Raw genomic sequence first — 13,354 nt, 5'->3', positions numbered from 1 at the left:
CCTCATGCAAAGCATCGAGGATCTTTGCCTGCTGTTGCTTGAAATGCGCTGAAATCTGCTGGGGGACCGGCATGGCTGGGCTTCTTGATCTTGGGTTGCAGGAAACTATCTGATGGGCCTAACGCCTGAATTAAGCCGACCCGCGAAGCGGGTTCGGCTTGAATGAATGGTTAGGCCAGCGTTGTATCAGAAAGTGGCGCCGGATGCAGGCGAGCCGGGAAACCGATTGCCAGGCGGCGCGTCCGGCGAGCGGCTTGCCACGGAAACAATCCGACGCGGGAAACCGCGCGATGGATCAGCGGCAATGGCAATGCCGCAAAGTCCGGATGCTGACTAAAAACGGACCGCGCACGCCTAACTACATATAGACCCCAATCCGGGGCGTCGCACCGTATGGTCAAGCCAGGCGGGGAGTGAGGTCAAGAAAAATCCTACGCGCATTCACGGCCTTCTCCGATTCCCGGAGCGGGCCTTCACGGGCAGGCTTGCTTGCAATTCCACGCGGTCGAGGACGTATGAGCGATACCTCCAAGGATGTGGGCGCAGCAGGGGCGGAGGGAAATGCTTCGCGCCGGCTGATGGACGAGGTTCGGCGGAAGTTGCGCGCAAGACACTATGGCGTGCGCACCTCGCGGGCTTACTTGGCTTGGATCGGGCGATTCATCCTAGCCAATGGCCGGCGGCATCCGCGCGATATGGGAACTGTGGAAGTAGAGGCCTTTCTTTCGCATCTGGCGATCTCGGAGCACGTGTCGGGGGATGCGCAGAGCCAGGCGTTGTCGGCGCTGTTGTTTCTTTACCGCGACGTACTGGAAGTGCGATTGCCCTGGCTGGAGTTGGCGCACGCGCTCCGGCATTGCCTTGCTGCTCGTCTGCCGGAGGCGGGCCACGACATCCGCACGATGCAGGTCCCACCCGGACACAAGGAAGTTTCGACCATCCGGATCCATGTCCGCGTGTTGCCTCGTGATACGAATGGGATGCCGGCGAGTCCTCCGGATCGTTGAGATCGCGCGGTGCGCACGTCGTCGCTGTCGCGTGCGGATATGACCCCACCGTTGGGCTTGGCCTGCATTGCGGCATGGCTGGCGGGCATGGTGATCTGCCTGTGGCGCCCCGCGCTGCCGCCGCTGGTGGCGCTGTGGGTGGGGGTGTTCTGCGGATTGGCCTGGTGGATCGCACCTGTCCGCGGGCGTTGGCTGGGCGCGGCGATGGCCGGTTTCGCATGGGCCGGCCTGCATGCGGCGTGGAGCCTGCACGCGCAATTGCCGTTGGCGATGGAAGGCAACGAAGTCCGCATCGAGGGGCACGTGGTCGGTTTGCCGGAACCGGAGGCGCGCCGCACCCGTTTCCTGTTCCGCGTGGATGACACGGCGGAACAGCCTGAAGCCCTGCGTGGCCGCAAGCTGCGGTTGGCCTGGTACGACGACTATGGTGCCGTTGCGCGAGGTCCGCGCATGCAACTCAAGGCCGGCCAGCGCTGGCGCCTGCATGCGCGGGTGCGCGCACCGCGCGGGCTGGCCAATCCGGGTGGTTTCGACGGCGAGCGGCATGCGCTGGCGCAGCGCATCGGCGCGATGGGATATGTCAGGCAGCCGGCGCTGGCGCAGCGGCTGGGTGCGGCGAAGGGCATCGACGCATGGCGCGACACCATGTCGGCACGGATCGCGCGGCAGGTGCCCGCGGCTTCGTCGCGCTACGTGCAGGCATTGGCGCTGGGCGATACGCGCGGGCTGGACGACCAGGACTGGCACATCCTGCGCGTCAGTGGGCTGACGCACCTGATCGCGATCTCCGGTTTCCATGTCGGGCTGGTGGCCGGTTTCCTCGCATTGGGAGGAGCCGGTGTATGGCGATTGTTCCCCGCGCTGGCGCGTTGCTGTCCGCGCCCGCAGGCGGCGGCAGCGGCGGCTTTGCTGGGGGCGTGCGGATACGCGGCCGTGGCCGGTTTCGCGCTGCCAACCGTGCGCACGGTGTTGATGATCGCGGTGGTGGTGCTGGCGCGACTGTGGCGAAGGCCGGTGCGGGTGGTCGATGCGCTCGCGCTGGCGATGCTGGCCGTACTGCTGTTCGACCCGCTGTCGTTGCTGGCGGCCGGGTTCTGGCTGAGCTTCGGCGGCGTCGCCTGGCTGGCCTGGTGCCTGCCGACCTCGCAGCATTGGGCGAAGGCGTTCCTGCCGGCGCAGGGCGTCGCCACGCTGGGCCTGCTGCCGATGACCGCGATGCTGTTCGGCCAGGCCTCGCTGGCGGGGCCGTTGGCCAATCTGGTGGCGATCCCATGGTGGAGCCTGGTGGTGGTGCCATTGTCGTTGCTGGGGACCGCGCTGGAAGCGTTGCATGCCGATGCGGGCACGTGGGCCTGGCGTGCTTCGGCGTTCTGCTTCGACCTGACCTGGCCCGCCTTCGTCCGCACGGCGGAAAGCCGTTACGCCCTGTGGTGGCTGCCGGAAAGCCCGGCCTGGACCATGGTGTTGGCCCTGCTGGGTGCGTTCTGGCTGCTGCTGCCCCGCGGCGTGGCGGGGAAGCCGCTGGCATTGCTGTTGTGGCTGCCGTTGCTGTGTCCGGACCGCGAACTGCCCCGGCAGGGCGAAGTGGAACTGGTGGTGATCGACGTGGGGCAGGGGCTGTCGGTGCTGGTGCGCACTTCGCGCCACGCGCTGCTGTACGACGCGGGGCCGGCGGTGAAGGATGGCTTCGATGCCGGTGAACGCGCGGTGGTGCCGGCGCTGCGCGCGTTGGGCGTGTCGCGGTTGCAGCGCCTGGTCGTCAGTCATGGCGACAACGACCATGCGGGCGGGGCGGAAGCGGTCCGCAAGGCGTTGCCGGTCGGCAGGACGCTGGCGCCGGCAGGCAGTCCGACCATCGCGGATGCGCCCTGCGTGGCGGGCCCGGGATGGGAGTGGGACGGCGTGCGCTTCCGGTTCGCGCATCCCACGCCGCATTTCCCGTACCTGGGCAACGAAGCCAGTTGCGTACTGCGGGTGGAGACCCGCCATGGCGCGGCGCTGTTGCCGGGCGACATCGGCGGCATCGTCGAGCGTGGCCTGGTCCATCGCGAGGGAAGGGCATTGCGCGCCGACGTCGTGGTCGTTCCCCACCACGGCAGCATGGGTTCGTCCGATCCGGCCTTCGTCGACGCCACCAGCGCTCGGCTGGTGCTGGGTTCCAGCGGCCACGGCAACCGCTTCGGGCATCCGCGGGCCGCGGTGGTCGAGCGCTGGCGGCGGGCCGGGGCGGAGGTGCTGGACACCCAGGCCAGCGGTGCGCTGCGGGTCTGGCTGGGGCGCGAGGGGCTGGCCGTGCGTGAACGGCGTCACGCCCGTCCCCGCCTGTGGGATGCCGTGCAGCGCCAGCGGGCGGGTGGGCTATCCTATCGGCCTGCGAACGAACGGCCGGATGCGCCGGAGGACTGAACGTGCTGGAACTGGTGAAGGCTGGCGGTTGGCCGATGATCCCGCTGCTGCTGCTGGGCGTGCTGGGGCTGGCCATCGTGGTGGAGCGCTTCTGGTCGCTGCGGCGCAAGGAGATCCTGCCGCCGGGGCTGGGCGAGGAAGTCCGCACCTGGGCCGTCCGTGGCCAGCTGGAGCCGGCCCATGTCGAATCCCTGCGCCGCAACTCGCCGCTGGGCGAACTGCTGGCCGCCGCGCTGGACGTGCGCAACAAGCCGCGCGAACAGATCCGCGAGCGCATCGAGGACACCGGCCGCCACCTGGTGCACCGCATGGAGAAGTTCCTCAACGCGCTGGGCAGCATCGCCTCGGCCGGCCCGCTGCTGGGCCTGCTGGGCACGGTGGTGGGCATGATCCAGATGTTCCTGGGCATCCAGGACAGCGGCGTGGGCGACGTCAACGCGCTGGCCGGCGGCATCGGCAAGGCGCTGGTCTGCGCCGCGGCCGGCATGATCGTGGCCATCCCGGCGCTGCTGTTCCATCGTTATTTCCGTGGCCGGGTGACCGGCTACGTGATGGAGATGGAGAAGGAAGCCACCGCGCTGGTCGATGCCCTGGAAGCCCGTCACGCCCGTCCGGTGGCGCGCCCGTCCGGCGTGGTCGCGCCGGCGCCGGCCGGCGCCTGAGGCCGCCCGATGCGGATACGCGACGACCGCGCGCAGGAGGAGCCGGAGATCAACCTGGTGCCCCTGATTGACGTGATCCTGGTGCTGATCATCTTCTTCGTGATCACCACCACCTTCGACTCGCGCTCGATGCTGCAACTGCAGCTGCCCAGCGCCACCGGCGAGCCGGTGGCGGCGCAGGCCCAGGCGCTCAGCGTGCTGGTCAACGCCGATGGCCGTTACTTCGTCGACGAGCACGAAGTGCTGCGGCCGGACATCGACGCGCTCAAGCAGACCCTGCAGCAGGTGGCCGGCAGCGACCGCAGCCGCCCGGTGCTGCTGCGCGCCGACGCCCGCACCCCGCACCAGGCCGTCGTGACCGCGCTGGATGCGTTGGGCCAACTCGGCTTCCGCAAGATCAACATCGCCACCGCGCCGGAGGCGCGCCCGTGAGCGACAAGGCTTCGCCCTGGCAGGTCTACAAGCGGTTGCTGGGCTTCGCCGGCCCGTACCGCGTGCTGCTGGTGCTGGCGGGCATCGGCATGCTGGTGGAAGCGGCGGCCGGCGGCGCCTTCAGCAAGCTGATGGAGCCGGTGGTCAACGAGACGTTCATCGACCGCGACGAAGCCAAGAGCCTGCTGCTGCCGCTGTACATCGTGGGCCTGTTCGTCATCCGCGGCATCGCCGGCTACGTCACCGACATGGGCATGGGCAAGGCCGCCCGCAGCATCGCGCGCGACATGCGCGTGATGGTGCTGGGCAAGTACCTGCGCCTGCCGGGCCTGCGCTTCGATACCGAGCCGGTCCCGGCCATGCTGGTACGGCTGGGCTCCGACAGCGACCAGGTGGCGCAGGCGGCCGTGGATGCGATGAAGGTCATGCTGCAGCAGTCGCTGCAGGTGTTGGCCGCGCTGATCGTGATGTTCTGGACCAGTTGGCAGGTGACGCTGGCGATCCTGCTGCTGGGTCCGCCGCTGGCCTGGGTGATGGACAGGGTGGCGCGCCGCTACCGCCGCATCAGCCACCGCATCCAGGAGAGCGGCGCCGACCTGATGCAGGCGGCCGACCAGACCCTGTCCAACCAGCAGGAAGTGAAGATCTACGGCGCGCAGCAGACCGAACTGAAGCGCTACGCCAACCTGGCCGACAACAACCTGCGCCTGGCGATGAAGGTCGAAGCCACCCGCAGCGTGTCCTCGGCGATGGTGCAGTTGATGGGGTCGATGGGGCTGGCGCTGCTGCTGTTCTTCGCCGGCCGCGAGGCGATGGCGGGGCGGCTGACCGCCGGCGGTTTCGTCACCCTGATGATCTCGATGATGGCCATCATCCCGTCGCTGAAGCAGCTGACCAACGTGCAGAACATGCTGCAGCGGGGCGTGGCCTCGGCGCAGCGGCTGTTCTCGGTGCTGGATGCGGACGATGAGGCCGACACCGGCAGCCGGCCGCTGGACCGCGCCAAGGGCGTGCTGGAATTCCGCGACGTCACCGCCCGCTATCCGGGCCAGTCGCGTCCCGCGCTGGAAGGCGTCAGCTTCACCGCGCGGCCGGGTACCGTCACCGCGATCGTCGGCCGCTCGGGCAGCGGCAAGTCCACGCTGATCAAGCTGATCCCGCGTTTCTACGAAGCCGAGTCCGGGCAGATCCTGCTCGATGGCCATCCGCTGCGGGACTACCGCCTGGCCGACCTGCGCCGGCAGATCGCGCTGGTGGGGCAACAGGTGATGCTGTTCGACGGCACCGTGGCCGCCAACGTCGCCTATGGCGAACTGCAGGGCGCCGAGGCGGCGGCGATGGAGGCGGCCGTGCGCGGCGCCAATGCGATGGAGTTCGTGCAGGAACTGCCGGATGGCATGCACGCGCCCATCGGCAACAAGGGCGGCAGGTTGTCCGGCGGCCAGCGCCAGCGCCTGGCGATCGCCCGCGCGATGTTGAAGGATGCGCCGATCCTGATCCTGGACGAAGCCACCGCGGCGCTGGACAACGAATCCGAGCGGCTGGTGCAGCAGGCCCTGCAGAAGCTGATGCCCGACCGCACCACGCTGGTCATCGCGCACCGGTTGTCCACCATCGAGCATGCCGACCTGGTGCTGGTGCTGGACCAGGGGCGCCTGGTCGAGCAGGGCACGCACGCCGAACTGCTGGCGCGGGGTGGCCTGTACGCCCACCTGCACCAGATGCAGTTCCGCGAAGCCGAGGCCGGGTGAGCAAGCCGGTGGCGCGCACGCCCGATTACTGGTTCAGCGACGCCGCGGTGCCGCTGTCCGCGCGCTTGCTTTCCGGCGTGTACGGCGCACTCGTCGCATTGCGCCTGCACCTGTACCGCTGGGGCCTGCTGCGCCGCCGGCGCATCGGCGTGCCGGTCATCGTGGTGGGCAACATCACCGTGGGCGGCACCGGCAAGACCCCGCTGACCATCGCCCTGGTCGAGCGCCTGCGCGCGGCCGGCTTCAGGCCCGGCGTCGCCAGCCGCGGCTACGGGCGTCGCGACGAACGCACGCCGCGCTGGGTGGACGCGGCCACCTCGCCGGAGGAGGGCGGCGACGAGCCCGTGCTGATCGCCCGCCAGGCCGGCATCCGCGTGCGCGTCGACCGCGACCGCGTGGCGGCCGCGCGCGCGCTGGCCGACGCCGGCTGCGATGTGGTGGTCTGCGACGATGGCCTGCAGCATTACCGCCTGCACCGTGATATCGAGATCGAGGTGATCGATGGCCAGCGCCGCTACGGCAATGGCCGCCTGCTGCCCGCGGGGCCGCTGCGCGAGCCGGCCGAGCGCGCCGGGCGCTGCGACTTCCGCGTGGTCAACCTGCCGCAGCAGGAAGAGGAGGCGGGCTTCGGCGAATGGCCCATGCACCTGCACGCCGACTGCGCGCTGCCGCTGCGTGGCGGCCGTCCGCGCCCGTTGTCGGCATTCGCCGGGCAGCGCGTGCACGCGGTGGCGGGGATCGGCAATCCGTCGCGCTTCTTCGCCATGCTGCGCGGGCTGGACATCGCCGTCGTGCCGCACGCCTTCGCCGATCACCACGAATACACCGACGACGACTTCGCCTTCGGCAGCGAACTGCCGGTGCTGATGACCGAGAAGGACGCGGTGAAATGCGCCGGTTTCGCCGACGACTGGTTCTACAGCGTGCCGGTGGCGGCGAGGCTGCCGGAAGCGTTCTGGGTGGCCCTGCTGGCGAGGCTGGGGAAACGGAACGGTTAGCGCCCGGTTTCCTGCGGCGACCGGCGGGGAATGTGGCTAAGCTCTTGCTGGTTCCTGGTTCCTGGTTCCTGGTTCCTGGTTCCTGGTCCCCGGTCCTTAGCCTTGCACCAACAACCAACAACCAACAACCAACAACCAACAACCAACAACCAACAACCCAACCTCCCATGCCCCCCTTCATCGTCGCCATCCCCGCCCGCTACGCCGCCTCGCGCCTGCCCGGCAAGCCGCTGCGCCTGCTGGGGGGCGAACCGCTGGTGGTGCGCGTGGCGCGCCGCGCGCTGGCCGCCGGTGCGGGCGAAGTGTGGGTGGCCACGGACGATGCCCGCATCCGCGACGCGCTGCAGGGCACGCCGGTGCGGGTGGCGATGACGGCCGAGCGCCACGCTTCCGGCAGCGACCGCCTGGCCGAATGCGCCGACATCGCCGGATGGAGCGACGACACGCTGGTGGTGAACCTGCAAGGCGATGAACCGTTCGCGCCGCCGGCCGGCATCCGCGCCGTGGCCGACACGCTGGCGGACAGCGGCGCGGAGATGGCCACGCTGGCGGTGCCCATCGACGATGCCGCTACCCTGTTCGATCCCAACGCGGTCAAGCTGGTGCGCGCCGCCAACGGCGATGCGCTGTACTTCAGCCGTGCCCCCATTCCATGGCATCGCGACGCGTTCGCGCAGTCGCGCGATGCGCTGCCGCCAGGGCAATGGCTGCGGCATATCGGCATCTACGCCTACCGGGCGGGTTTCCTGCGCCGTTTTTCGACCATGCCGCCCGGCCGGCTGGAACAGGTGGAGTCGCTGGAACAGTTGCGCGCGCTGGAAGCCGGTTTCCGCATCGCCGTGGCGCTGACGCCGGAGCCGTTCCCGCCTGGCGTGGATACGCCCGAGGACCTGGCGCGCGCCGAAGCCGTCCTGCAGGCCACGCGATGAGGCTGCTGGTGGTCTGCCTGGGCAACATCTGCCGCTCGCCGATGGCCGAGGGCGCGTTGCGCACCCGCCTGCAGGTATCGCCGCTGGCGGGGCGGGTGCAGGTGGATTCGGCCGGCACCGGCGACTGGCACGTGGGCGAGCCGCCTGACCGGCGCGCCATCGCCTGCGCGCGCGGGTTCGGCGTGGACATCGCGATGCAGCGTGCGCGCCAGTTGCAGGCGCGCGATTTCCACGACTTCGACTGGCTGCTGTGCGCGGACCGGGCCAACGTCCGCGACGTGCGGCGGCGCGCGCCGGCCGGCCACGAGGACAAGGCGGCGCTGCTGCTGGACTGGTGCGGCATCCAGCCCGGCGGCGAAGTGCCGGACCCCTATACCGGGGGTCCGGAGGATTTCCGGCAGGTCTGGCGACTGGTCGATTCGGCCGCACAGGCGGTCGTGGCCCGGCTCGCCGCCGGATGAGACTTCGGCATAATCAGGGAAGATGATGAACGCGACACTCGCCCCCGAACTCCCGCGCGCGCTGCACTGGCTCAACGCGCCCGCCACCACGCTGCACGAACAGCGCGGGCGGATCGTCGCGCTGGCCTTCGTCAATGGCGCTTCGGCCTGGTGCGCGCAGCGGCTGAACGACCTGGCGACGCTGCAGGCCCGTTACCTCGGGCGCATGCAGGCGCTGGTGATCCACGTGCCGCGCTTCGACAGCGAACGCGACCCGCAGCGGGCCCTCAAGCGCCTGCGCCGGCACGGCAACGTGCTGCCGGCCGCGCACGATGGCGACTGGGTGGCCTGGCAGCGGTTCGGCGTGGAATCCTGGCCGACGGTGCTGCTGATCGACGGCGAGGGCCGGTTGCGGCATCGCGCCGTCGGTACGGAGGGGCTGGCGGAACTGGAACGCCAGCTGGCCACGCTGTGCGACGGCCTGCACGCGCCGCTGGAGGACGACCTGCGCGGCTTCCGCGAGACGCAGCCGGAACCGCGCATGCCGTTGAGTTTCCCCACCAGCCTGGTGGCCACGCCCGACCGCCTGTTCGTGGCCGACAGCGGCCACCACCGGGTGCTGGAATGCAACCATCAGGGCCGCGTGATCCGCCAGTTCGGCATGGGTACGGCCGACTTCGCCGACGGCGAACTGAACCATGCCGCGTTCCGCCGTCCGCACGGGCTGGCGCTGGTGCGCGATTCGCTCTACGTGGCCGATACCGGCAACCATGCGTTGCGCCGGATCAACCTGGCCACCAGCACCGTCGATACGCTGTGCGGCAATGGCCGCGCCGGCGAGCCGGTGGAGGGCGTGGCGAGCGTGCCGCGCAACGTGGCGCTGAACCAGCCGCAGGCGCTGGTGGTGAACAACAACCTGATCTACCTGGCCATGGCCGGGGACAACCGCATCTGGAGCTACGACCTGGGCACGCGCGAACTGCTGTCGCGTGCCGGTTCCGGGCAACTGGACGTGCGCGACGGCAGCGGCCCGATGGCCGCGTTCGCGCAGCCGGCCGGCCTGGCGACCGTCCTGCAGACGCTGTACGTCTGCGACGCGGTCGGCTCGGCCGTGAGGTCGATGCAGTTGCGCGGCGACACGGTGCAGACGCTGGTCGGGCAGGGGGCGTGGACCTTCGGCAACGACGACGGCCCGCGCGAGACCGCGCGCCTGCAGCACCCGCAGGCCATCGCGCTGAGCCCGGACGCGCCGGTCATGTGGATCGCCGACAGCGGCAACGGCAGCCTGCGCACCTTGCGGCTGGGCGGCGGCGACCTGACCACCGTGGCCCTGCCGCGCCCCCTGCAGGGACCCGCCGGGCTCTCCGTCGCCGCGGGCGCGGTCTGGATCGCCGAAACCGACGCCCACGCGGTGCTGCGTTACGATATCGCCACCGGCGCATTGAGCCACGTCCCGATCGACGAATGAGTGGCAGTCCCCAGGCGGAATTCGATGGCAAGGCCTTTGCGGCCGGGCTGAGCACGGCGCCGGGCGTGTACCGCATGTACGCCGCCGACGATGGCCTGCTGTACGTCGGCAAGGCCGGCGCGCTGCGCAAGCGCGTCTCCAGCTACTTCAACAGCTCGCCCAAGTCGCCGCGCATCCTGTCCATGCTGGCCCAGGTGGCGCGCATGGACGTGACCGTCACCCGGACCGAGGCCGAAGCGCTGCTGCTGGAGAACCAGCTGATCAAGTCGCTGACGCCGCGCTACAACGTGCTGCTGCGCGACGACAAGAGCTATCCCTACGTGCTGCTGACCCAGGAGCAATGGCCGCGCATCGCCTTCCATCGCGGCCCGCGCGCGGTGCCGGGCCGCTACTTCGGCCCGTACCCGGGCGTCACCGCGGTGCGCGAGACGCTCAACCTGATGCAGAAGCTGTTCAAGATCCGCAACTGCGAGGACAGCGTGTTCCGCAACCGCTCGCGGCCGTGCCTGCAGTACCAGATCGGCCGCTGCAGCGCGCCGTGCGTGGCGCTGGTGGAAGAAGCGGACTACGCCGAATCCGTGCGCCGCGCCACGCTGTTCCTCGACGGCCGCAGCGACGAACTGACGCGCGAACTGACCGCCACGATGGAAGCGGCCAGCGCCTCGCTGGAATTCGAACAGGCCGCGCGCCTGCGCGACCTGATCGCCTCCATCCGCACCCTGCAGGCGCGCCAGTACGTGGACGGCCATGCCGCCGACCTCGACGTGCTGGCCTGCGCCATGCAGGGCAGCCAGGCCTGCGTGCTGCTGCTGGCCTTCCGCGACGGTCGCAACCTGGGCACGCGCACGTTCTTCCCGAAGACCAACGGCGAGGACAGCGCGGAAGAAGTGCTGGGGGCCTTCGTCTCGCAGTACTACGCCGAGCAGCCGGCGCCGCAGGAAATCGTGCTGGACCGCGAGATCCCCGATGCCGAACTGATCGAGCATGCGCTGGCGGCGGCCAGCGGCCGCAAGGTGCAGCTGAAGTGGAACGTGCGCAGCGAACGCGCCGGTTACCTGGACCTGGCGCGACGCAATGCCGAGGTCGCGCTGGTCACCGAGCTGACCAGCCGCAACGCGCAGACCGCGCGCAGCGAGGCCCTGAAGGAACTGCTGGGCCTGCCGGAACCGGCCAGGCGCATCGAGTGCTTCGACATCAGCCACACGATGGGCGAGGCGACGGTGGCCTCGTGCGTGGTCTTCGACGCCAATGGCGCCGTGCGTTCGCAGTACCGCCGCTACAACATCACCGGCATCGCCCCCGGGGACGACTATGCGGCCATGCACCAGGCCATCGAGCGCCGTTTCCGCCGCGCCGTGGAGGAGGGCGGGGTACTTCCCGACGTGTTGCTGATCGACGGCGGCGCCGGCCAGCTGGCGCAGGCCCGGGGCGCGCTTGCCGACCTGGGCGTGGACGGCGTCACCCTGGTGGGCGTGGCCAAGGGCGAGGAGCGCCGCGCCGGCCATGAGACGCTGGTGTTGCCCGATGGCCGCGAAGTGCGCCCGGGCGCCGCTTCGCCGGCCCTGCAGCTGATCCAGCAGGTGCGCGACGAGGCGCACCGCTTCGCCATCACCGGCCATCGCGGCAAGCGGCAGAAGGCGCGCATGACCAGCAAGCTGGAGGACATCCCCGGCATCGGCCCGCGCCGCCGCGCCAGCCTGCTGAAGCATTTCGGCGGCCTGGTCGGGCTGAAAGCGGCCGGTGCGGACGAGATCGCGCGGGTGGATGGCGTGAATGCCGCACTCGCCGAGCGAATCTACGCTAACCTGCACGGGTTGCCATCGCCGCAGACGGGAAGCGAGTAGTCCCCCGATGAAGTTGACTGTCCCCACCTGGCTCACGCTGCTGCGGATCCTGCTGATCCCGGTGCTGGTGCTGGTGTTCTACCTGCCGTACAAGTGGACCAACCTGGCCGCCGCGCTGGTGTTCATCCTGGCCGCGGTCACCGACTGGCTGGACGGCTGGATCGCGCGCCGCTACCACCTGTACTCCGCGTTCGGCGCGTTCCTGGACCCGGTGGCCGACAAGCTGATGGTGGCGGTGGCGCTGTTCCTGATCGTGCAGGACAACCCCACCATGTGGATGGCCATCTGGGCGGCGGTGATCGTCGGCCGCGAGATCGCCGTGTCCGCGCTGCGCGAGTGGATGGCCGAACTGGGGCAGCGCGCGGCGGTGAAGGTGGCCGCGCTGGGCAAGATCAAGACCATCGTGCAGATGGTGGCGCTGGGCTGCCTGCTGTACGCATCCACGCCCGGTACCGTGCAGTTGGGCGACATCTGGATGGGGCGCTGGGTCTTCATGATCGGCGATTGGCTGCTGGCCCTGGCGGCCTTGCTGACGCTGTGGTCCGGCATCCAGTACCTGCGCGCGGCGTGGCCGATCCTGCGCGAGGGCGAGCAAAAGAGTGTTGACAGGCCGAAACAAGACGCTACAATTTCATCTCTCTCGACGCGGGAATAGCTCAGTTGGTAGAGCACGACCTTGCCAAGGTCGGGGTCGAGGGTTCGAGTCCCTTTTCCCGCTCCAGTTTACGATCTATGGAGTTCCACCGAATTCCATAAGCTGTTGAAAACAGGGGCCTTTGGCCCCTTTTTTCATCCAGTGAGTTCTACTGGAATCCATCTCCAGTCACGGGTTTTTGGTATAGGAAATCCGGTGGCTCGGCAGATCGGTTTCTTCCAGGGGCCAGCCTCATCGGGACCGTACAAATCTCCTCCACTCGTAAAGAGACTGAGGATATGTACGATGGCTCTCACCGATACTGCAGTCCGTCAGGCCAAGCCTGAGCGCAAGGACTGCGTTCTCCAAGACACCGATGGCGTGAGTCTCTACATGATGACACGTAGCGGTAAGAGTTGGCACTTCCGCTTTTCATGGGCGGGCAAGCAGCCACGCATCTCTCTAGGCACATACCCTGAAGTCAGCCTCCGTGAGGCGCGCGAGCGACGCGGCAAGTGTCGTGCCCTCGTAGCCAAGAGCATTGAAGAGCATTGATCCGCGCACGCATCATCACACTCAGCGGGCCGCGGCGATCTGTGCTGCGGAGAATACCTTTGAGGCGGGATTTAAGTCCTGGCGTGCCTTCAAGGAGTTGAGCCTGAAGTCTGGCCTGCTGCCGATTTCACAGACACCTAGTTTAGGTGCAATGATGAAATCGGAGGTGGTAAATGGCAAAGCGGACGTTCACGCCCGAGTTCAAGCTTGAGGCGGTAAAGCTGGTCC

Annotated in this window: 12 protein-coding genes and 1 tRNA gene; all 13 read left to right on the top strand. The window is 68.9% G+C overall.

Features of this window, described 5'->3' with window-relative positions; translation table 11 throughout:
* Positions 1-515: 515 nt before the first annotated feature.
* Positions 516-1,007: a phage integrase N-terminal SAM-like domain-containing protein gene (locus AAD027_RS18925; protein WP_341727592.1), complete on the top strand. Its 492-nt coding sequence runs from the start codon at positions 516-518 to the stop codon at positions 1,005-1,007.
* A 39-nt stretch (positions 1,008-1,046) separates the two neighbouring features.
* Positions 1,047-3,413 carry a DNA internalization-related competence protein ComEC/Rec2 gene (locus tag AAD027_RS18920; protein WP_341727591.1) on the top strand — a complete coding sequence of 789 codons (2,367 nt, stop codon included), beginning with the start codon at positions 1,047-1,049 and terminating at the stop codon, positions 3,411-3,413.
* Positions 3,414-3,415: 2 nt separating this feature from the next.
* Entirely contained in the window at positions 3,416-4,075 is a 660-nt protein-coding gene (locus AAD027_RS18915; protein WP_341727590.1) for a MotA/TolQ/ExbB proton channel family protein, read from the top strand.
* Positions 4,076-4,084: 9 nt separating this feature from the next.
* Positions 4,085-4,507, top strand: coding sequence for an ExbD/TolR family protein (locus AAD027_RS18910; RefSeq protein WP_341727589.1), 423 nt, complete (start codon positions 4,085-4,087; stop codon positions 4,505-4,507).
* Positions 4,504-6,258 carry a lipid A export permease/ATP-binding protein MsbA gene (gene msbA / locus AAD027_RS18905; protein WP_341727588.1) on the top strand — a complete coding sequence of 585 codons (1,755 nt, stop codon included), beginning with the start codon at positions 4,504-4,506 and terminating at the stop codon, positions 6,256-6,258. The genes AAD027_RS18910 and msbA overlap by 4 nt, the downstream gene beginning before the upstream one ends.
* Positions 6,255-7,256: a tetraacyldisaccharide 4'-kinase gene (gene lpxK / locus AAD027_RS18900; RefSeq protein ID WP_341727587.1), complete on the top strand. Its 1,002-nt coding sequence runs from the start codon at positions 6,255-6,257 to the stop codon at positions 7,254-7,256. The genes msbA and lpxK overlap by 4 nt, the downstream gene beginning before the upstream one ends.
* Before the next feature lie 167 nt (positions 7,257-7,423).
* The gene (gene kdsB / locus AAD027_RS18895) at positions 7,424-8,185 is read left to right on the top strand and encodes a 3-deoxy-manno-octulosonate cytidylyltransferase (protein WP_341727586.1); all 762 of its coding nucleotides are present in this window, start codon (positions 7,424-7,426) and stop codon (positions 8,183-8,185) included.
* Positions 8,182-8,646, top strand: a complete 465-nt coding sequence (locus AAD027_RS18890) for a low molecular weight protein-tyrosine-phosphatase (protein WP_341727585.1) — start codon at positions 8,182-8,184, stop codon at positions 8,644-8,646. The genes kdsB and AAD027_RS18890 overlap by 4 nt, the downstream gene beginning before the upstream one ends.
* Before the next feature lie 25 nt (positions 8,647-8,671).
* The gene (locus AAD027_RS18885) at positions 8,672-10,093 is read left to right on the top strand and encodes a hypothetical protein (protein ID WP_341727584.1); all 1,422 of its coding nucleotides are present in this window, start codon (positions 8,672-8,674) and stop codon (positions 10,091-10,093) included.
* Positions 10,090-11,937: an excinuclease ABC subunit UvrC gene (uvrC, locus tag AAD027_RS18880; RefSeq protein WP_341727583.1), complete on the top strand. Its 1,848-nt coding sequence runs from the start codon at positions 10,090-10,092 to the stop codon at positions 11,935-11,937. The genes AAD027_RS18885 and uvrC overlap by 4 nt, the downstream gene beginning before the upstream one ends.
* A 7-nt stretch (positions 11,938-11,944) precedes the next feature.
* Positions 11,945-12,592, top strand: a complete 648-nt coding sequence (gene pgsA, locus AAD027_RS18875; protein WP_341727582.1) for a CDP-diacylglycerol--glycerol-3-phosphate 3-phosphatidyltransferase — start codon at positions 11,945-11,947, stop codon at positions 12,590-12,592.
* A tRNA-Gly gene (locus AAD027_RS18870) sits at positions 12,583-12,658 on the top strand. The genes pgsA and AAD027_RS18870 overlap by 10 nt, the downstream gene beginning before the upstream one ends.
* 219 nt (positions 12,659-12,877) lie before the next feature.
* Positions 12,878-13,126, top strand: a complete 249-nt coding sequence (locus tag AAD027_RS18865) for an Arm DNA-binding domain-containing protein (RefSeq protein WP_341727581.1) — start codon at positions 12,878-12,880, stop codon at positions 13,124-13,126.
* Positions 13,127-13,354 lie beyond the last annotated feature (228 nt).

The organism is Pseudoxanthomonas putridarboris (assembly GCF_038321125.1).
Classification (GTDB): domain Bacteria; phylum Pseudomonadota; class Gammaproteobacteria; order Xanthomonadales; family Xanthomonadaceae; genus Pseudoxanthomonas_A; species Pseudoxanthomonas_A putridarboris.
The sequence above is the reverse complement of the archived record's forward strand: the minus strand, read 5'-3'. Positions and strand labels throughout refer to the sequence as shown.